Source organism: Aminobacterium sp. UBA4834 (assembly GCF_002400205.1).
Lineage (GTDB): Bacteria > Synergistota > Synergistia > Synergistales > Aminobacteriaceae > Aminobacterium > Aminobacterium mobile.
Map to the genome: position 1 here is coordinate 226,510 of NZ_DHFC01000003.1, position 19,187 is coordinate 245,696.

Here is a 19,187-nt window from a genome sequence, read left to right on the forward strand (position 1 = left end):
AATAATGAAAAACCAGAGTCAAATTCGAGTTATAGATAGAGCTTTTACTCTCCTTTTTTTTATGGCCCATGAAAAGAGGCCTATGGGTGTTACAGAGATAGCTCGAGGTGTGAATCTCCCGAAAGCTACTGTATATCGAATTCTCGACAGTCTCGCAGTCCAGCGCATGGTGATTGAACGAGAAGGTTCGTATGAAATGGGACCGGCTACATTATTTTTAGCTGATGCCTATCGTTCTCAAGTAGCTTTTGCCGAGGTAGCCAGGCCTTTTTTAGAGAAGCTGAATAGAGGAACGAAAGAGACCGTTCATCTCTTTATCTTCGAAAAAGGGGAGTTATTTTACCTCGATAAACTTGAAAGTCCTTACCAAGTTCGTATGCATTCGAGAGTAGGAGTGAAAGGGTCTTTAACCCGCCTTTCAGCAGGACAAGCGATACTTTCCTGTCTTCCTAAAGAAGAAGTTATTCAATTTCTTGGAGAAGAGGCGACTCCTGGCCTTTTCTCTGAATTGCAAAAAATTCAAAATCGAGGATATGCCATTGATGATGAAGAAAACGAAAAAGGTCTTCGTTGCGTAGGGGCTGCAATTATGGATGCTCATGGAGACCCTGTAGGTGCGATTAGTATTTCAGCTCCAGTATATCGTTTAGATTTTCAGGTGATCTCTCAGTATGGAGAAGAGGTTTGTCAGACGGCAAAGTTTATTAGCGAGGCTTTAATACGCTATGAAAAAGAGAGGAACCAAAACACATAAAACTAAAGAAGCCCTTTATGGCTAAAGGAGGAGTAGGGTATGCTTCGAACACCTAAACTGGTTATGATCCCAGGGCCAACGCCTGTTGTTCGGTCTATTCAAGACCAAATGGGTCGGGAAACAGTTGCTTTTGGAGATCCCTTCTTTGTTCAGGATTATAAGGAAGTTCTGGCCGATCTGAAAGAGCTTTGGAAATGTAGTGGTGAAGTATTTGTAATTGCTGGTTCTGGAACATTAGCCATGGAAATGGCTATAGCCAACATTACAAAACAGGGGGACCATGTGTTGATTTGCTCGAATGGTTTTTTTGGCGACAGATTCATTGAGATGTGTCAGCGAAAAAGGCTTAATGTAGATGTCCTTTTAGCTCCTTGGGGTACGTCTGTTACAGCGGATGATGTAGAGAAAAAGTTGGTAGAGAAAAAATACGATGTTGTGACAGTTACTCACGTAGAAACTGCCACAGGGGTAGTAGCTCCCATAGAAGCAATTGGTAAAGTAGTAAAAGCTCATGGGGCTCTCTATGTTGTTGATGGCGTTGCTGCTACTGCTGGAGCAGCGCAATATGTGGACCCTATGGGGATTGATGTGTTGCTTTCCTGTTCGCAGAAGGCTTTTGGCGTTGCTCCCGGCCTTGCCATCCTTTGGGCAAGTAGAGAGGCTGTGGAGAAAAGAAAATCCTTAAATCCCATTCCCGAATCCTATATAGACTTCGAAAAATGGCTTCCTGTAATGCACGATCCCTCCAAATATTGGGGAACGCCGGCAATTAATCTGATCTGGGCGTTGAAAGAATCTCTGCAGATTATTAAAGAAGAAGGGATTGTTGAACGTTACGCTCGACATCTTCGTCAGGCTGCTTTTGCAGATGGGGCTCTTGAGGCCATAGGTTTTACTGTGGCAGCAGAAAAATTGTTCCGAGCACCCACTCTCTCTGTATATCTCTATCCTCAAGACGCCAATGTAGATGATTTACAGTTCCGAAAAATCCTTGCTGAGGAAGGAACTCAAACAGCTGGTTGCCTTGGCGAATATGCAGGAAAAGGTTTTCGAATGGGACATATGGGCAATATAGATAAACATACTCTCGTCTCGGCAGTAGCATCTGTTGAAAGGGCTGCCATGCGATGTGGTATGAATGTAGAACCTGGTACGGGGTTGAGCGTTCTACAACAAGGGCTTGTAGATGAGCATTAAACTCTTTCTCTTCAGGATGTTCTCGTTCTTAGCACGGGAAAGAGGGGTTTGCTCTGCATAGAGCTCCCTTTTCTTATATGGATGGGAGGAACGCAGGTATGGCTGGAATGGAAGGAATTTTTGCCCCAATAGCAACAGCTTTTGGAGATGATGAACGCATTGATCTGGCACGTTTTCAGGAAAATATAGAGAAGTTTAATGCCACGTCGTTAGAAGGTCTTGTTATCCTTGGCAGCAACGGAGAGTTCGTTCTTCTCTCCCAAGACGAAAAAGTATCTTTAGTTGCAGAAGCCAGGAAAAGACTTTCTCCACATAAAAAAGTAATAGCAGGAACAGGCTGTGAGTCTTTAAGGGAAACTATTGAGCTCACAAAAAGATGTGCAGATGCAGGAGCTAGCGCAGTTCTTATTGTCTCGCCATCCTACTATAAAAGCGATATGACTTTTGAAGCACTTGAAAAGTTTTTTACGGCAATAGCTGATGCATCTCCTCTTCCTGTCATGATCTATAACATGCCTCGAAACACAGGGATTAACATCCCTTCTTCTTTAACCGTAAAACTTGCCTATCATCCTAATATCACAGGCATAAAAGATAGCTCGGGGAATATTACTCAAATTGCTGAAGTTGTGGCAAAAGCTCCTGAGAACTTCTCTGTTTTTGCCGGTTCCGGAAGTTTCCTGTTAGCGACTCTTATGCTTGGTGGCGTAGGGGGAACTCTTGCTGTGGCCAACGTTGTTCCTAATTACTGTGTAACTATCTATAACGCATGGAAAGCTGGAGAAATAGAAAAAGCACGGAAATTACAGCTGGCTCTTCTCGACCTCAATGCGGCAGTAACGTCTCGTTTTGGTATAGGCGGCATGAAAGCTGCTATGGATATAGCAGGATTTTTTGGTGGAAGTGCCCGATTCCCCATCCTCAATGCATCAGAGGGAGCGAAAAAAGAAATCCGGGCAATTTACGAGAAAACTATCGCTGCTTATAAAGCTATCACAGGAGAAGAATATCTCGGGATTTCCTAGGATTGGAGAGGGAAGAGGCCTGCCTTTATTTTTGTCGTTTGGCCTCTTCCATAATTTCTATGCCAGAACTGGATCCGAAGATAGTGGCTCCTGCTGCTAGAAAATTATTTACGTGTTCAAGTTTTTTTACGCCACCTGAAACTTTAATACCCTTCAATCCTTTTAAGGTCTTGGAAATGCAGGAGACTTCGTCGATAGTGGTAGGTTTGCCGGCAAAGCCTGTTCCGGTCTTTATAAAATCAATCCCTTCGAATTCCATAGATAGAAGACAGACGTGCTCTATTTCTTCTTGGGTGAGGAGGGGAGTTTCGATAATAAGTTTCAATATTTTCCCTTCAGTGACGGAGGAGAGTTCTTGCATTTCAGTGTATAGAGAGTTCCAGGCCTTTGATTTCACTAAATTTATATTAAGAACAACATCAAAATCAGTAATAGCCGACCCCATATTACGATATGCTTCTATCTCCCGACATTTTAACAGGGTGGGGATATATCCAAGGGGAAAGCCTACTACAGCGGAAAAATGGCAGGAACGCCCTTCAACTCTGGATATAGCTTTTCCCAGAGCAAAGGGAGGAATGACCAGGCTTCTAAAACCATAAGGTACGCTTTTTTCGACGAAGGAAATAATTTCTGGCAGAGTTGCCGTCTGCTTTAATAACGTATTATCAATGCACTTTTCGAGGGAGGAATAGAGTTTCATAATGGCACCTCCTGATTCTTTTAAGGTTATTTACTATATTACCACCTTTAAAAAGAAGAATTTAAAGGGTAGAATGATCCCACGCTCTTCGAAAAGAGGGGCTACAAAAGGAGGGCCTCATGGTTCAAATAAAAAATGGAGACACTATATCGGTTCATTATAAGGGAACCCTTGAAGATGGAACAGTTTTTGATGCCTCTGAAGGCAGGGAGCCGCTAAAATTTAAAGTAGGATCTGGCCAGGTTATTGATGGTTTTGATAAAGCAGTTTTAGGCATGACCGTTGGGGAAGAGAAGACAATAAACGTTCCCCCCCAAAAAGCTTATGGCGAGTACGAAATGGAACTGACCATGGAAGTACCTGCCGAACATATTCCAGATGACCTCAACCCAAAGGTTGGAGAAGTACTGCAAGTTCAAACTCCAGACGGTAATACTTTCAATGCTTTAGTTGCAGATGTATCGGAAAAAGGGATGCTTCTCGATGCGAATCACCCGTTGGCGGGAAAAACTCTTATTTTCGATATAACCATAGTTGAAATCCACGAGTAAAAAGAAAACCTCCGAAGAGAAATAGATCCTTTCGGAGGTTTTCTTTCACAAAGGAACTTTTCTAGAAAAGGTCAACCTTTAAGGCACTTGTTACAAAACATATTCCAGTGTAAAGTAAGAACGAGAGATATAAAAACTCTCAAAAATCCACAGCCACAAGGAGTGATGTGCATATGCTGACGGAGAACATCGTTACGGTGGCCGGGACTCTGCATCATGTACAGGGGGATAAGGTTCTCGAGAACAGGTTAGGGAAATATGTGTCCTTTGCAGTGAGACAAGAGACCCCGTGGAGTGATGGGAGCACCCGGCGCGATTTTCTGCTTATGCGGGCGTATCATCCCGAGTTGCGAGAATGGGTTTTAAGTCGTGAAGAGGGCACGCCTTTGCGGGTAGAAGGAGATGTTCGTTCGTCGTTAGGTAGCGGAGAGATGTACGTCCATGTTCGTAAAATAGAGGAAATTTAAAGGGAGGGTTCTGTGCCTCCCTTTTTTCGTGGTTTGCCATATACCTTGGCGGAGCGTCCTGTTCGTGGTATATATGTTCTCCATACGAAGCCAGGAAAAAGGAGTTGGACGGTAGCAATGGTGGAAAATTTAGTAAAGATATCAGGAAAACTTCACTTTGTAGAGGGAGAAAGCTTCCAAGAAAGCCGCGTAGGAAAATATCTTGTTTTTTCCGTAAAACAGGAAACGCCATGGGAGGATGGCAGTATTCGCCGCGATTTCCTTCTCATGCGAGCCTTTGACCCAGCTATTCAGAGATGGGTTTTGGCAAGACAGGAAGATACTCCTGTCCGTATAGAAGGAAAACTGCGCTCCTCTTCGGGTAGTGGGAAGATGTATATCTCAGTGGAGACGATCGAAGAAGTTAAGGAGAACTAACTCAGTAAAAAAATAATAAGGCCGAAGTTTTCCCATGCTTCGACCTTATTATTGTGATTAAATATCTGTGCAAGCTCCTCTTTTCAACACATGAAGGGAGTATATAGCTTTTACTTTCTTGTGAGTTGCTCAAGCGCCTTTATTGCTTTTTCATAGTTGGGTTCGTTGGTGGCCTCTGGAACGATTTCTACGTAGCGAATAGTATCATCCTTATCTACAACAAAAACAGCTCTGGCAAGAAGGCGGAGCTCTTTCAACAATACTCCCCAATTTGTTCCGAAAGAGGCATCGCGATAATCTGAAAGAGCAATAGCTCTGTCAATTCCTTTAGTAGCGCAAAAACGTTTTAGCGCGAAAGGGAGATCCATGGAGATATTTAATACAACCACATTATCTGGCTGTTTTGCTGCATCTTCATTGAACCAATGGATCTGAAGGTCGCAAACCGGAGTATCAAGAGAAGGTGTAACGGATATGACTTTAATTTTTCCTTGAAAATCTTTTAAAGTTTTTGGAGCTAAATCCTGATCAAAGACGGTAAAATCTGGAGCCGCATCTCCTAAGGAGAGTGCCGGCCCTATGAGGGTCAAAGGATTTCCTTTCATTGTAACGATTCCGGTTCTTTCCATGTTTATCTTCACCTCCATATACTTTATACCAGTATATTTATTTTATCATAAAAATGAAGCTCTTTTCTTTTAATTAAAAAGTGTAGTAGTATTTAAACTGAAAATGAGTAAAATAAATATAATCAAAATATAATAGAGAGTAAAAAATTTTTGTGGAGAAGGGATCGATGCTTTTTTAAATCGGGGGCGTTTTTATGAATCTAGCACGAAAAATTCCTGTGTGGGATATTCCTTGCTGCAGTGGAATGATCATGGAAGATGTTCTTTCACAGAAGGGAGCTTTATTGCTCCCCAAAGGAACGAGTCTTTCTAAAATGGGAGACTCCCGTTTGTCTCTTGCCCATTCTTTAGCAGATCAAGGAGTTCGATACGTTACTGTCCGAGAGGATGTAGAGTTCATACTCAGTGAAATTTTTGAAGTACTGGATGCTATGGAGGTCCCTTCAAATCCTGTAGATCGCCGCCTTACTCTCCAGACGATTCAAGAAATTCGAAGAAATTTCAGTGCTATTGCTTCTGGAGAAGTATCTCAGGTATGTCTCGTTCCTCTCCTTAGAATAGGGCGCCTCTTGGCGCTGACGATTACAAACAACCCCAGAATACTTCTTTCTCTCAGTAATGTTCGAGAACAGGATCAATATACTTTTGTTCATTCCTTTAACGTAGCGCTTCTCGGTGGTTTTTTAGCCTATCGCCTTGCTCCTGAAAACAATTCGTTGGTAGAGGCAGTTACAACTGGTGGTCTTCTCCATGATTTAGGAAAAGCTAGGCTTCCTCTTTCTATTTTAAACAAGCCCTCTAGGCTCACAGAAAAGGAATTCGATGAGGTAAAAAAACATCCTATTTATGGAGCAAGTATTGCAAAGCAACTTGGAGTGGATGACAAAGATATTCTTGCAGTTATAGAGGGTCACCATGAAAGAGTGGATGGAACCGGCTATCCGTATCATCTCTGTGGGGCTCATATTCCTCTTCCTGCTCGTATTGCCGCAGTAGCAGATGTCTTCGATGCATTAACTACAGTAAGGATATATAAAGAATCTGTGCCTCTTCATCGCGCTATTTCTATTATTATAGAGAATGCCGAGTATCATTTTGACAAAGCTGTAGTGTCGGCTTTTTTAGGGGCTGTTGGGATTTATCCGCCAGGTACAGTAGTGCAACTTTCGGACAATCGAATGGGTATTGTTATTGCGGCAGGAGAGAAAAGTATTCTCCGTCCCCGTGTCTTGCTTAAAACAGACGAAGAAGGGGAGCGATATGAGGAGCACGTGGTTTTGGATCTCTCTTCAGCTCCTCACCTCTTTGTTCGTTCCGCGCTTGATGATGTAGGGAAGCGAAAAGACTCGGTGATTCTGCGCGAATTTCACTAATCTCTCGTATGCTCAAGATAGTTATCAATAAGACGGCGAGAAATGCTGGCACGAGGTGGTATTTCCGGCATGGAATAAGGAGAATACCAGTCGGCAGCCTCAATCTCTTTCTCGTCAATTTGTATATTGCCTGCCTTCCACGAAGCAGTAAAACCTACCATAAGAGTATGGGGGAACGGCCAAGGCTGACTCCCAAAATAAGTTATATCTTGAATTTCTAACCCTACTTCCTCTTTTACCTCTCTGGCAACAGCTTCCTCAAGTTGTTCTCCTGGTTCTACAAAACCAGCAAGAATACTGTAACGGTTGGGAGGGAAATGAGGGCTGCGCGCCAAAAGAAGATGTCCATCTTTTTCTATGGCTACGGCGATTACAGGTGTAACAGGCGGATAGGTTATTGTATGGCAAACAGGACACTCTAAGGCTCTATCTATAACATGTTCTCGCAGTACTGAACCACAAGAAGCACAAAATTGAGTTGTCCGTCTCCAGTTCATGATTTGGTATGCTTGTCCAGCTACGTTAAAACCTCTCTCTCCTAAAAGATCGTAGAGGCTTCGAAGAGAGACAAATTTTGCTCCAGCAGGAGGATACGTATCTTCTGACACTTCCCCCCAGAAGTGACCTTCTCCCTTAGGAGATCCTACGCTTCCCTGCCGTATATAAGGTAAGGCTAGTTGAGTGCTTTCAGCAACAGAAAAGAAAGAAGAGGAAGGATTTTCTTTCAGCAGCAGATGGTCTTTCCGAAAAATGAACATAAATGATTCTTGCTTCATAGAAAATTTCAGCCCTTTCCCTATTCGAGTCCCCACTGAGCAGCTCGTTCCCATTCGGGGATACGCCATACCCTCTGATGAAGTTCTTTGAGCTGTTCGGGATCTCGCAGAAGTTCCATCTTTTCCTTTTGAGTTAAACTTTCGGGACCGTAAAGCAGCGCCTTCTCCTGAATGTCTTCCCGCCGACGACGTATGGAAGGAGATGCGATCCTGTGACGAAGAATTAAAGATGTATGGAGTGCCAGAACAGTAGGGTCCACTACAGCACGAACAAACCCCTGTTCTCGAGGAAGAGGAAACGGAGTATACGATAAAGGGGCTTCCATTTTTTCGTCGAGTATTTTCAATTCCAGCGGAAGGTTTTTTTCCTCTGGAGTAAGCAATATGCCATTACGTTTTAATGCTTTCCCAATACTGACCCGGCTCGTGAGCGCCGATATTGGGACTGAGAAGAACAAGGCTCCTAAAATAGGAGACATCCACCAAAAAAAAGAGGGGTTGAATTCGTACAGCAAAGTGCCCCACAAAGCGGCTAAAAGAGTTTGACCTATATGGTATTGAAAAGCATCTCCCCACGTTGTTCCGCGATCGTCTCGTGTTTGAGTCCCCCAGCCAGTGGCTCGTCCTGCCAGAGTCATTACTACGAAACGGCTGTGGAAAATCATGCGGATAGGTGCCAAAAGGGTAGAAAGTACAATTTCTATAAGAACACTGAAACAGAGTCGAATAAATCCGCCAAATTGGTGCGCTTTTTTTTCCACAAAGGTAATGTACAGGATGGTCAATACTTTGGGAAGAAAAAGGATAAGGACTGTAGATCCTAAAAGTGTGATAGCCCAATGAGGATACCAGACGGGCCATTCGGGGAAGAGGGCCAGTTCGGCAGAAGGGAAATATTGTGGTTCAATGATGACCTCTGTTATTGCTTCTATAGAACTTAAGACGAGGAACAACAGCCACAGGAACGCAGAACCATAAGACATAACGCCGTTTATAAAAAGAGCCCGATGAACAGGGAAAAGCCCTCTTGTAAAAATAAGTCGAAGATGCTGTAAATTCCCCTGGCACCACCGTCGGTCCCGTTTCAGTTCATCAAGGAGAGTAGGCGGGGTTTCTTCATAACTTCCTTCCATATCGTAAGCAAGCCATACGCCATATCCTGCACGGCGCATAAGAGCTGCCTCTACGAAATCATGACTCAAAATATCCCCGCTGAGAGGGCCTTTCCCGGGAAGACGAGGAAGTTGACAATGCTCCATAAAAGGTTCCACGCGAATAATAGCGTTATGGCCCCAGTACTGGGCATCTCCAAGAACCCAAAAGTGAAGGCCGGCAGCGAAGATAGGGCCGTAGGCTCGGTTTGCGAATTGTTGAACTCTGGATATAAGGGATTGCCGGTTTACTGCCGCTGGAGGCGTCTGTAAAATTCCTATATCAGGTCGCTGTTCCATAATTTGCACCATACGAACCATGGTAACGCCTGACATGATACTGTCTGCATCGAAAACAATCATGTATCGATAACTCTTCCCCCATCTGCGACAAAAATCTGCTACGTTTCCACTTTTCCTTTTCACGTTGCTTTTTCTGTGACGATAAAAGACAGACCCAAAAGCCTCTTCTTCACGACAAAGCTCATACCAGGCAGTTTCCTCATGAACCCAAACGTCAGGGTCTGTGGTATCGCTCAGAATAAAAATATGGAAATTCTGATCTTGTCCAGTGTTTCGAAGGGTCTGTAATGTTGTGCGTACGCCAGCCATAACCCGATGAACATCTTCATTGTAAATGGGCACTAAAATAGCAGTTTTTGCCTCTGGATCTTTTATATCCAAAGGAGTGTTCTTAATATCTGATGTTAATGAAAAGCTCTTTTTCTGTTTTAAAAGCACAAGAAATCCCAGCATAGCTGTCCAAAAGCCTATGGATATCCAAGCAAAAAGGATGGCAAATACCACCACGAGCCCTATTTCTAAGGGGGTTTCACCTTTATAGGGCAAGACTCCCGCCATGTAACGGCTGGCTGTAATGGTAGGGACTATAATAAGGCTAAGGAGAATAATCCTTCGCCAGCTTGCAGAACGTGTCCATTTGATCTCTCTATTCTCTTGAACGTTCATCCATACTTTTCTCCTTGAATTAACGTGTTCTCGATGGCCCGAAAAGGTCTCGTGTCCATCGATGAATAAAAATTTTAAGGGCTGTAAGCCATGGCGTTCGATCGAAATTTTTTGAAACCATAACGCCTCTGTTCATAGAAGGAATAGAGGCTATATGCTCTCCCTGCGCATCAAGAACACCTTTGTTGAGCCCTCGTTTCTCGATTGTATAAGCCAAGCTATTCATAGCCTCTTCTATGCTGTAGGTGTTTGCTTGTTTTAAAGACTCCAACGCAATCTCAAGCCCCTCAAAAGGAGGCAGATCCATAGCGCGAACATAAAGTAATACTCTGTCTCGCACAACTTGCCATGTTTCCATGTTTTTTTGTTGTAGTGTTGGCATAGGATTTCCCCTCCTTACCTAGGGACGAAAGTCATAGGTCCAGATTTCTGTAAGAGGTTCAGGGATATTTTCCCCTTTTTTAAGGAAAGCTGAAAGTTTGACAACAGGCTTGCGGTCTGGTACCACACTTTTTAACTTGTCGATGGGAACAGCTATTTGGAAGCTCAATCTCCATCCACCTGTTTCTGGATTTTTCAAAAGCTGCTTTCCCAGTAGAGTTCCGTCCCCTTCTATTTTAATATCGCTGGCCAGGCCAGTTTCAGCCGATATTTTATTAAGTTCCTCGCCTTCAAAATCAATAATAAAACGATATACTCCCTCTGCTTTTTCTGTAGCTGAACGTGTATGAGCAGCTAGGGCAGGTTTCTCTATCTTCAAAAGAGAGGAAGGGTACTCCCATTTCATAGTGTATGTAAATGTGAGCGGAATAGGGAGCTCTCCTTTCTTTCCACTTTGTTCTTTTGTATCGGAGTTTCCGATTTTCATTTCTGGAACCCAGAAAGCTACGATATTATCGTTTATTTCGCTGTCGGTAGGAATTTCTATAAGCTCTATATGCCCTTTTTTCCATTCCTCGCCGGGAATAATCCAGAGGCTTGGCCGTTTCTCATACCAGGCTTCAAGGTCTTGGTAATGATCGAAGTTTACATCACGCTGCATAAGGCCGAATCCCTTAACACCATATCCTTTATATTCAGAGATCAAGAGGCGGTTTGGATTTATGAGAGGGCGCCATATCCATCGGCCATCATCTGTTGCTACCAGAAGCCCATCAGAATCATGAACTTCTGGTCTGAAATCACCTGGTCGCCCATTAGAAGTCTCTCCATAGAAGAACATACTAGTGAGAGGAGCGATCCCTAGTTTTAGCGTGTCTTTGCGTTTAAATACAGTGCAGATCACATCCATGGTTGTTTCGTCTCCAGGGGTAATTGTAAATTTATAGGCTCCTGTACAGCTAGGACTATCGAGAAGAGCGTAAATAACCATGGATTGTGCATTAGCGGCAGGTTTTACGAGCCAGAACTCTTTAAACCAAGGGAACTCCTCACCTGAAGGAAGAGCTGTGTCAACAGCCAGTCCTCGCGCAGAAAGACCGTACTGCTGGTTGCGAGCCACAGCTCGGAAATAACTGGCCCCAAGGAAAACAGCAACTTCGTCGGAGTACTCTCTTGTATTGATAGGGTAATGAATTCTGAAGCCGGCAAAACCGAGGTCCGAAGGAAGAGATTTCTTATTCAAAACATTCTTCCCGTAATCGAATAAATCTGCGGAGAAAGAAAAATCTTCTACTTTTCCCCGATCCACTATGTGAACATGCACAGCTCGGTTGTAGATCATTCCAAGATGGAAAAATTGCACGGAGAATGATCGTTTCTCGCCCTTCCAAAGAGCCTTTTCAGGAATAAAACGAATATCGCGCCATTCATCGTAAGAGAGCTTTGCGAGTATTTCCGGAACGGTTCCTTGTGGGTCTATATATGGTCTGGAGGCGAGGTCCTGTGCTTGTTTTGCCACAGCCAAAAATCCAAAATTTTCTCCTGGGGAAGACGATGCGGCAAAGAGAGAGTATGGAAAAAAAAGAACGCAGAACAACAGTGTATATAAAGCAATATATCCGAATCGGATATTTCTGAACTTCCATGCTTTCATAGAGATCATCACTCCTTATTAAACAGAACGCTAAGTTCATCATTCTTCAACAACAAAGCATTAGATGCCATGCGGGAAATAAGATAAAAAGCGGTTGCTCTTTCTTCTGGACTCAAACCCTCTTGAATTTGAGAACTTAATTCTTTTAAGACCTTTTCCACGAATGGTAGCACATTTTCCCCTCGAGAAGTGAGGAAAACTTGATTGGCTCGTGCGTCATCTTTACAACGATGACGTTCTATAAAACCGAGATACTCTAATTTTTTAAGAGCCCTGGCAGTTGTCCCTTTATCGAAACGAAGAGTTCCTCTAAGAGCTTCTTGTGTTTGTCCATTTTGTTTCTTGAGAACGAGGAGAAAAGCATAGTTTCCACTTCCAAGCCCTACTGGTTCAAAGGCTCGATCTAGAAGACACTGCATTTGCCGATAGAGACACGAAAGCCACCTGCCAAGTTGTGGAGGAGCGTCATTGCTGGTCATATTAATAGCACACCGTCTTTCTTCATGGTTTAAGTATCTGATATTGTCGGAAAAAAAGTCTGGCTGTTATAAGAAAAGAGAGAATATCAGATACGGGAAAAGAAATCCATATCCCTTTTAAATGGAAAAAATGCGGCAGAATCATAAGAAGAGGAAGAAGGAAGAGAACCTGTCTGCTGAGGGAAAGAATAAGGGACGCCTTAGCTTTTCCCAATGCCTGAAACATTGATGAGCCTGTGATTTGGAATCCTACTAAAAAAGAAGCCAAAATAACGATTCGCAGAGCGTTGCTTGCCTCTCTCAGAAGATCAGGATCTGTAGTAAAAAGTCCGATAATTTCTTGAGGAAACAAAATACCGATGAGAAAAGTAGCTGAAGCCATAATACTTGCTGCAATAACGGCTAACTGCACTACTTTTCTGGCCCTGTCGAAATGGCCAGCTCCGTAATTAAAACCGAGAATAGGTTGAAGTCCTTGTGCAATGCCGACAATAGGCATAAATGAAAAAGACATGGCACGATTTAAAATGCCGTAAACAGCTACGGAAATATCGCTACCATAATATATCAAGCTGTTGTTGAGAAATACAATAATGGCACTGCCGGCAGCCATGCGAACGAAGTCAGATGCCCCGACACTTATTATGGCTTTCATATATGCCAATTGTGGAAAGAAGTATTTCAATGCGATGACAAGAGAGCTTTTTTGCGAGAAGAAAAAGTAATATATCATCCAGCACGCCATAGCGATTTGTGCAATAACGGTAGCTATGGCGGCGCCACGAATTCCCATGTGAAATACAAATATAAACAGGGGGTCAAGAACCATATTTAAAATAGCAGAAATAATCATGCTGATCATGGCTACCCTAGCATTTCCTTCAGAACGAGCCGCATGATTTGCGGCCATCCCAAAACCTACAAAAGGGAATCCGAGTAGAATAATTTGTAAATACTCCCTGGCGTAAGGCAGAATTGTCTCACTAGCTCCGAATATTCGCAGTAACTTTTCTTGTAGTAAAAGGCCGCTTACTAAAAGGGTTGTGCTGAAAAAGAGAGAGAGGAAAATCATATTTCCTAAAGCTTTGTAAGCTCGACGAAATTTTTTAGCACCTAAGCTCCGAGAAATAAGAGAAGCCCCTCCAGTCCCGATAGTAACAGCAAGAGATGAGGCTAGGAGCTGTATGGGAAAAACGATAGCTGTACCTGCGAGTCCCAGAGCTCCCACGCCTCGTCCTATAAAAATAGCATCTACTATGTTATAAGAAGCTTGAACCAACATTCCTACAATAGCAGGTAAGGAAAGCTTCCACAGAAGGCGTCCAACCTTTTCATTTGCAAGTAAAGCATATCTATCCATACATATCCCTCCATATAAGAGCAAGGAAATAGTATAGACAGAAAACGTTGCATATGCAACTATCTTTCGGTATCAGCCATTTCTTTTTTTCGACGCGCTTTAAACTCGTACATTCTGGCGTCAGCTACTTTTACTGTTTCTTCCAGAGTTGGAGCATCAGAAGGGCAATGAGCAACGCCATAGTCTGGAAAGACAGGGAAACCAGCGCTAGCGGCACTTCTCTGTACAATTTTTGTGTAAAGGCGATCCATAATTTTCCCGGCCTTTTTTAAGGGGAGATCAGCAAAATAGATGAGAAATTCGTCTCCTCCCGACCGAGCTACGTAGTCAGTCTGACGAAGACCTTTCCGAAGAAGGGCTGCAATTTCTGCCAAAGTTCGGTCCCCCCTATCGTGCCCGTATGTATCGTTAACTTTTTTGAAGTTTCCTAAATCAATAACTGCAATACAAGCGCTACCTGCGGTGTGTTGGATGCGGAACTCTTCTTCTTTAAGTCTTTTGACCATATAACGACGATTCCAAAGTTCCGTGAGAGGATCGATCATGGCGTCATGTGCTGTTTTTTGAACGGCAGAGTTGAGAGCAATGTTCGCTTCTTCCAGTTCCTTACTCTTTTTTTGTAGATCAGCGAGAATTTTTTTCCGGCGTTCATACTCTACAATGAATAATATGCTACTAATAAGCAGTATGAAAATAATAATAATAGTTACAGTTTGAAAACGAGTTTTTATATGCAAAGCTTGCTCTTGAAGAGAGAACAGAGAAACCATGGAAACAATTTTCCAGAAATAGTCGGGAGATGCATTGAGTGTCTTGTTTAAATCAAAGGGATGTATTGTTGTAAATGTAAAAAGGCCTCGTGGTGTTTTAAGTTGCCCGTGCTCTTGGGAATATATGAAAGAGGCTTCTTGCGGAAAGATTTCAGAGAAATTTTTATGCTGCTTGACGGCTTCTTCTATAAAAGAATTTGTTTTTTGTAACCAATCTCCGCGGCGATTGAGTAACATAATAGTACTCATGGAAGAAGAGGCTCTTAAGAGAGTGAGGAGATCCTCAGTTGAATAATGGAAAATGAGGACACCGATCCTGTTCCCTTCATGGGCAAAAACAGGGGTGGCAAGGCGAAGAATTGGCTCGACAAGAACATGATGGGGTTCTCCCTCTCCCTCTGCGTCTGGAGGAAAAACATATATCTGCCCTTTTGGCAGTTCCATAGTGGATTGGAAATAATCGAGATTGGAAGTATCTTGCGAATCTGCAGTGGGCCGTGCTACTATGGGCGATCCATTGTTATGTTGAATAAAAATTTTTTTGCGACTTGACGTATCTAATAAGCAAATTTGGTTGTAGATATCTTTGCTTTTGGCAAAGGTAAGAAAAAGGCTTTCGAGGGCGCGCATCTGAGTTTCAGATAGCTCATCCCCATGTTCTGCACTATTCTCGCATGCTTGAGCCAGGAAGAGGAGGTCTTGAGCGACCAAATTTATATTTTGATGAACTATTTCAAGACGAGAAGCGCAAAATTGCTGTTCTAGACTGGTGAGCAATTCGTTATGTTGGGATACTTCCAAAGCGTAGATTCGACCTATGAACCAAACCACAGTAAAAAGTACGGGAAGAATCCATATAAAATGGCGTAATACTTTTTTGAACTGTTCCCAACGAAGAGTTCTCTCTGGTCGAATAGGCAAAAGATCACACTCCTATAGTCGATATAGGTTATTTTATTATATCTATAAAGAATTGTACCTAAATAGAGGAGGTTCGAGAAGGGGCGTGAGTCTCTCTTTGCAATTTTATTTTAATGTTTGGATGGCGTGTCGCTGCAGAATCTTTACAAAGACATAGGAGCGACGTAATGTTGTTGAAGAAGGGGGCGAAGAAGTGTTTTTTGATGCTGATTTTTCTCGATACAAAAAAAATATTATTCTCATACTTCTTACATATTTTTCAATTTTTGCTTATTCTCATGTTTTCTTTATGCTCCCCCCGTTTCTCCTTCAGAGGGGATTTCAGCCCCAAGGCATTGGGTGGGTTATGAGCGCTTTTTATTTAGCTGCAACTATGGCTAGGCCCACTGCCGGGTGGTTTCTTTCCCGATTTGGAATTCGGAAGACTATGCTTTTTGCCGGGAGTGTCTGTTTTGCAGGGGCTTGCCTTTTTGCTCGTATTTCCTTGACTCCCCATGCTCTTTGGGGACTTCGTTTTTTTATGGGTGCTGGATTTAGTGTGTTTGTTGTAGCAACTACAACCTATCAAACCCTTGTTATTCCTGCTGCTATTCGAGGCCCAGCTTTTTCCATAACAAGTATTGGCGGTGTTTTGACTTCTTTTTCCATTATTCCTCTGGCGGAGTTTTTTATTAAAGGAGGGCATAGTACATACTATCTTGTTATGGCGTCTTTAGCTTCTCTTGTTTCTATGTGCGTAGCTTCTTTTTTGCCTCCTGTAGAGAAGGATATTGTCAGTAAAGGGAATCATAATGTTTCTTATCTTTCTCTTTTTAAGGAAACTCCTATAAAATATTTACTTATTTCTTGTCTCTTTCTTGGACTGACAGACTCCTCTATTGCCTACGCCTCAAGTTTAGCTATTGGACGAGGACTGAACTCTTCCATCTTTTTGATGGCCATTTCTTCTGGTGCAGTAATTGTACGACTTTTTGGGGGGGGACTTTATAAGAAAGTTTCGCGCATGGTGATAGCTGCCCCGGCTATTGGGCTTATGGGTGGAGCACTTATGGGAGCATCTTTTGCTGGAAGTAATAGCTCTATAGCCCTTTGGGGATTTCTTTATGGTGTGGCGGTGGGGTATGGGTACCCTACCCATCTGGCTCTTATTGGCGATATGATTCCCGAATATTTCAGGGGGCACGCTTCTTCCATGGTCTATTTTGCCATGGATATAAGCTGGACTCTTTTGCCTATTTATATAGGGTATGCCTCTGCTTTGACGAATGTCTCCTGGGCTTTCCGCGGTTTTTCCCTTTTTGCCTGTGTGGCTTCAGTATTAGTGTATATTTTTGTCTGGAAGAGGATCCGCAAGAACAAGTGAGTACATTTCCATGGTCGTACCATCTCCAGCAATGGTACGAGCAGTCTCCATCATATCGATGTTGTATTCTTCGTGCATAGGAAATTGGAGTTCCGGCAGACGGCATTGAGCTTGGGGCATAAGACACTGTTTTTCGGCACAGAGAGGGCAGCGGATTGGAAGTTTAAAAATGACGGTTTCTCCGAGTCTCTTTTCCCAAAGTTTTTCTAGCTCTTTAAGCCCTAACCATAAGGTTTTTCGATGGTTTCTCATGTTTTCCCGCTCCTCTTTTTTGAGGATCGGCGAGCAAATAAGAAAAACTTTTTTGTAACGCCGGATATATTGATGACTTTCAAGGATTGTTTTTTGGGAAAAATAGCCGCTGCTCAATGGACAGGTGCGGTTTAAATTCCCAGGACAGTCCCCGCACCATTGTCGAGTCCCTTCCTTTATCACAATATCTTCAAAAGATGCAGAGAGAACCCGAAGATCGAAACAGTGAACAAGCTGTTCCTCTTCGGGGGAAAAAGGCAACAGCATTCCTTTCCCGTGAGAAGGTTCTGGCGGGATCTCTTTTTTGAGCGCGCAGCGAAGTACTGAGCAAACGTCGCCAGGTCCGTGACTATAGTAGATGAAGGGATAATGTAGTTTTTTGCGCAAGTTGGCGGTATGATGGGTAGAAAGGGCGCTTCCTCCACAAATAACAGGTATATTACGAACTGCAGCAATGGAAAGAAGAGAGAACAATTCACTCAGGCATTCTTCGTCTGGACATGAGAAAACAAGAACATCTGGCGTATTTGCCTTCAGAAAAGAAAGCAAATGACATCCTTTGAATCTTTCTCCTAGATTGATAATAAAGACCCCTTCTTTTCTCAATGCCTGTGTAATGAGATACTTCCCAAGAAAATTGGAGGAAGGAGCCACTGTCGCAAATGCTATTTTTACCACAACCACCCTCCTATTTTTATCCAGAGCCAGCAAATCAGAAGAGATACGAGCGTTACAGGAATTCCTACCCGGGCATGTTCTTTCCAAGAGATGAAGAGGCCTAAATTCCGGGCTCCATTTACTACGATGATATTTGCAATGCTGCCGACGACGATGAGGTTCCCTGCAAAAGTACTGCTCAACGCGAGAATAGGGCCTGCAAGAGCCCCTTGGGCCATAGGCAATAGCAACATAGTTGCTGGAACGTTAGAGACGAGATTAGACAGGATGACAGTAATTGTAAAAAGCCAAAAATCTTTCCCTATCGATATCCCCATGACGTGGAGGATGCCCTCGATGGAAGCGAGTCCTCCTGCCCGAGCAAAGGCTCCATTGACAATGAAGAGGCCGATAAAAAGAAGAATCAATTGCCAATCGATGAGAGTGAGCATCTTTTGAGATGTCATAGTCCTGCTTATAAGTAAAATACCGGCAGCTCCTATTGCTATCATATCTCGCGGGAAGGGTGAAAAAAGGAAAAGAGACACGACACCTGCAAGGACTCCTAGCCCTTTTTTTGTTTGCCATAGATCAAAAGGGATCTCCGACATTGTCGGTATCTTCTCTACATGGCAATGCCAGTTGTTTCTAAAAATATAGGCTATGATAGCCCATAGAGCTATCAGTGAGAGTGTGACTGGTACAAGGGAAAAAAGAAAATAGCGAGAAAAAGAGAGATGAAGTTGTTGCCCTATAAGCATGTTTTGGGGGTTCCCTATAAGAGTAAGAGCCGAACCTATATTCGAAGAACAAGCTAAGGCGAGAAGAAAGGGTAAAGGGTAAAGTTTTTTCTTCACACATCCTTGTCCTAAGATAGGAGTCATGGCCAAGCAGACAATATCATTAGAGAGCAGTGAAGAGAGGGTTGCAGATAAGATTATGACAAGGGCCAGGAACTGGAGAGGGGAAAGGGAAAGCGAGGCCGCAAATTGTGTTACTAGAGTATAAAAGCCGCTCTGTCTGAACTGGGCAGATATAACCATAAAACCGAAAAGAAGTAAGATAGTGGAAGAATCTATGTCGAGAAGACTCGCCATGCCTAACTTCTCGACACCAACAAACAGCGTAATAGCCCCAAGAAAAACAATGCCGGTGCGGTCAAGAGCTAAACGGGGAAGACGGCCGGCAACCATTCCTAAATAGACGATTATAAATATAATATAGATGAAACCTTTAGCTACAGAAATATCGACCATAAACATGAGTCTATCAGATTGAATGGAATTGTCTATGTTCTATAAAGGGCGTATGCTTCCAAGCAAATAATGTATATGAAGG

19 protein-coding genes are annotated in these 19,187 nt (G+C 43.1%); 8 read left to right on the plus strand and 11 right to left on the minus strand.

The genetic code is table 11. The features are described 5' to 3' along the window. Positions 1-4: 4 nt before the first annotated feature. The 3 genes from B3L97_RS01650 to B3L97_RS01660 all read left to right on the plus strand — a co-directional run bounded on the left by B3L97_RS01650 (position 5) and on the right by B3L97_RS01660 (position 2,976). Entirely contained in the window at positions 5-754 is a 750-nt protein-coding gene (locus B3L97_RS01650) for an IclR family transcriptional regulator (RefSeq protein WP_024821364.1), read from the plus strand. 39 nt (positions 755-793) lie between these two features. Next, a complete protein-coding gene (locus B3L97_RS01655; protein WP_286933296.1) occupies positions 794-1,951 on the plus strand; it encodes a pyridoxal-phosphate-dependent aminotransferase family protein in 1,158 nt (385 codons plus the stop codon). Between the two features lie 98 nt (positions 1,952-2,049). Beyond that, positions 2,050-2,976 (plus strand): dihydrodipicolinate synthase family protein, encoded by a 927-nt coding sequence (locus tag B3L97_RS01660; RefSeq protein ID WP_024821366.1) that lies wholly within the window; start codon positions 2,050-2,052, stop codon positions 2,974-2,976. 25 nt (positions 2,977-3,001) lie between these two features. On the opposite strand, the gene deoC is transcribed toward B3L97_RS01660, so the two are convergent. Then, on the minus strand, positions 3,002-3,679 hold the full coding sequence (gene deoC, locus B3L97_RS01665; protein ID WP_024821367.1) for a deoxyribose-phosphate aldolase: 678 nt from the start codon (positions 3,677-3,679) through the stop codon (positions 3,002-3,004). Between the two features lie 119 nt (positions 3,680-3,798). Between deoC and B3L97_RS01670 the strand changes: the two genes are divergently transcribed. The 3 genes from B3L97_RS01670 to B3L97_RS01680 all read left to right on the plus strand — a co-directional run bounded on the left by B3L97_RS01670 (position 3,799) and on the right by B3L97_RS01680 (position 5,114). Next, positions 3,799-4,230 carry an FKBP-type peptidyl-prolyl cis-trans isomerase gene (locus B3L97_RS01670; protein WP_024821368.1) on the plus strand — a complete coding sequence of 144 codons (432 nt, stop codon included), beginning with the start codon at positions 3,799-3,801 and terminating at the stop codon, positions 4,228-4,230. A 173-nt stretch (positions 4,231-4,403) separates the two neighbouring features. Next, on the plus strand, positions 4,404-4,697 hold the full coding sequence (locus B3L97_RS01675; RefSeq protein WP_024821369.1) for a hypothetical protein: 294 nt from the start codon (positions 4,404-4,406) through the stop codon (positions 4,695-4,697). A gap of 12 nt (positions 4,698-4,709) precedes the next feature. Next, positions 4,710-5,114, plus strand: a complete 405-nt coding sequence (locus tag B3L97_RS01680) for a hypothetical protein (RefSeq protein ID WP_024821370.1) — start codon at positions 4,710-4,712, stop codon at positions 5,112-5,114. Between the two features lie 110 nt (positions 5,115-5,224). On the opposite strand, the gene tpx is transcribed toward B3L97_RS01680, so the two are convergent. Then, positions 5,225-5,743: a thiol peroxidase gene (gene tpx / locus B3L97_RS01685; protein WP_286933298.1), complete on the minus strand. Its 519-nt coding sequence runs from the start codon at positions 5,741-5,743 to the stop codon at positions 5,225-5,227. 194 nt (positions 5,744-5,937) lie between these two features. Here tpx and B3L97_RS01690 point away from each other — a divergent pair, with 194 nt between their 5' ends. Continuing rightward, positions 5,938-7,116, plus strand: a complete 1,179-nt coding sequence (locus B3L97_RS01690; RefSeq protein ID WP_024821372.1) for an HD-GYP domain-containing protein — start codon at positions 5,938-5,940, stop codon at positions 7,114-7,116. On the opposite strand, the gene nudC is transcribed toward B3L97_RS01690, so the two are convergent. From nudC to B3L97_RS01725, 7 genes are read right to left on the minus strand one after another with little or no spacing between them, the layout of a single operon-like run. Beyond that, positions 7,113-7,946, minus strand: coding sequence for an NAD(+) diphosphatase (gene nudC, locus B3L97_RS01695; protein WP_051461083.1), 834 nt, complete (start codon positions 7,944-7,946; stop codon positions 7,113-7,115). The genes B3L97_RS01690 and nudC overlap by 4 nt on opposite strands. After that, on the minus strand, positions 7,913-10,012 hold the full coding sequence (gene mdoH, locus B3L97_RS01700) for a glucans biosynthesis glucosyltransferase MdoH (RefSeq protein WP_024821374.1): 2,100 nt from the start codon (positions 10,010-10,012) through the stop codon (positions 7,913-7,915). The genes nudC and mdoH overlap by 34 nt, the downstream gene beginning before the upstream one ends. 19 nt (positions 10,013-10,031) lie before the next feature. Further along, positions 10,032-10,394 (minus strand): hypothetical protein, encoded by a 363-nt coding sequence (locus tag B3L97_RS01705; protein WP_024821375.1) that lies wholly within the window; start codon positions 10,392-10,394, stop codon positions 10,032-10,034. Between the two features lie 18 nt (positions 10,395-10,412). Next, on the minus strand, positions 10,413-12,047 hold the full coding sequence (locus B3L97_RS01710) for a glucan biosynthesis protein G (RefSeq protein ID WP_024821376.1): 1,635 nt from the start codon (positions 12,045-12,047) through the stop codon (positions 10,413-10,415). 8 nt (positions 12,048-12,055) lie between these two features. After that, a complete protein-coding gene (locus B3L97_RS01715; protein ID WP_024821377.1) occupies positions 12,056-12,526 on the minus strand; it encodes a MarR family winged helix-turn-helix transcriptional regulator in 471 nt (156 codons plus the stop codon). A gap of 22 nt (positions 12,527-12,548) precedes the next feature. After that, the gene (locus B3L97_RS01720; protein WP_024821378.1) at positions 12,549-13,886 is read right to left on the minus strand and encodes an MATE family efflux transporter; all 1,338 of its coding nucleotides are present in this window, start codon (positions 13,884-13,886) and stop codon (positions 12,549-12,551) included. Positions 13,887-13,945: 59 nt separating this feature from the next. Further along, positions 13,946-15,577, minus strand: a complete 1,632-nt coding sequence (locus tag B3L97_RS01725) for a sensor domain-containing diguanylate cyclase (RefSeq protein WP_286933300.1) — start codon at positions 15,575-15,577, stop codon at positions 13,946-13,948. 193 nt (positions 15,578-15,770) lie between these two features. Between B3L97_RS01725 and B3L97_RS01730 the strand changes: the two genes are divergently transcribed. Continuing rightward, positions 15,771-16,940, plus strand: coding sequence for an MFS transporter (locus B3L97_RS01730; protein WP_286933303.1), 1,170 nt, complete (start codon positions 15,771-15,773; stop codon positions 16,938-16,940). Here B3L97_RS01730 and B3L97_RS01735 read toward each other — a convergent pair. Together B3L97_RS01735 and B3L97_RS01740 are read right to left on the minus strand one after the other, a co-directional pair. After that, positions 16,896-17,870: a DUF2284 domain-containing protein gene (locus B3L97_RS01735; RefSeq protein WP_286933307.1), complete on the minus strand. Its 975-nt coding sequence runs from the start codon at positions 17,868-17,870 to the stop codon at positions 16,896-16,898. The genes B3L97_RS01730 and B3L97_RS01735 overlap by 45 nt on opposite strands. Continuing rightward, positions 17,864-19,105: an SLC13 family permease gene (locus tag B3L97_RS01740; protein WP_286933309.1), complete on the minus strand. Its 1,242-nt coding sequence runs from the start codon at positions 19,103-19,105 to the stop codon at positions 17,864-17,866. Before B3L97_RS01740 ends, B3L97_RS01735 begins: the two co-directional genes overlap by 7 nt. Positions 19,106-19,187 lie beyond the last annotated feature (82 nt).

Bases quoted from the DNA above. Each gene is read 5' to 3' on its own strand.
- nudC (WP_051461083.1), bottom strand. From the start codon at position 7,946: ATGGGAACGAGCTGCTCAGTGGGGACTCGAATAGGGAAAGGGCTGAAA.
- B3L97_RS01675 (WP_024821369.1), top strand. From the start codon at position 4,404: ATGCTGACGGAGAACATCGTTACGGTGGCCGGGACTCTGCATCATGTA.
- B3L97_RS01710 (WP_024821376.1), bottom strand. From the start codon at position 12,047: ATGAAAGCATGGAAGTTCAGAAATATCCGATTCGGATATATTGCTTTA.
- B3L97_RS01660 (WP_024821366.1), top strand. From the start codon at position 2,050: ATGGCTGGAATGGAAGGAATTTTTGCCCCAATAGCAACAGCTTTTGGA.
- B3L97_RS01715 (WP_024821377.1), bottom strand. From the start codon at position 12,526: ATGACCAGCAATGACGCTCCTCCACAACTTGGCAGGTGGCTTTCGTGT.
- B3L97_RS01690 (WP_024821372.1), top strand. From the start codon at position 5,938: ATGAATCTAGCACGAAAAATTCCTGTGTGGGATATTCCTTGCTGCAGT.
- B3L97_RS01740 (WP_286933309.1), bottom strand. From the start codon at position 19,105: ATGGTCGATATTTCTGTAGCTAAAGGTTTCATCTATATTATATTTATA.
- tpx (WP_286933298.1), bottom strand. From the start codon at position 5,743: ATGGAAAGAACCGGAATCGTTACAATGAAAGGAAATCCTTTGACCCTC.
- B3L97_RS01650 (WP_024821364.1), top strand. From the start codon at position 5: ATGAAAAACCAGAGTCAAATTCGAGTTATAGATAGAGCTTTTACTCTC.
- B3L97_RS01705 (WP_024821375.1), bottom strand. From the start codon at position 10,394: ATGCCAACACTACAACAAAAAAACATGGAAACATGGCAAGTTGTGCGA.
- B3L97_RS01655 (WP_286933296.1), top strand. From the start codon at position 794: ATGCTTCGAACACCTAAACTGGTTATGATCCCAGGGCCAACGCCTGTT.
- B3L97_RS01720 (WP_024821378.1), bottom strand. From the start codon at position 13,886: ATGGATAGATATGCTTTACTTGCAAATGAAAAGGTTGGACGCCTTCTG.
- B3L97_RS01670 (WP_024821368.1), top strand. From the start codon at position 3,799: ATGGTTCAAATAAAAAATGGAGACACTATATCGGTTCATTATAAGGGA.
- deoC (WP_024821367.1), bottom strand. From the start codon at position 3,679: ATGAAACTCTATTCCTCCCTCGAAAAGTGCATTGATAATACGTTATTA.
- mdoH (WP_024821374.1), bottom strand. From the start codon at position 10,012: ATGAACGTTCAAGAGAATAGAGAGATCAAATGGACACGTTCTGCAAGC.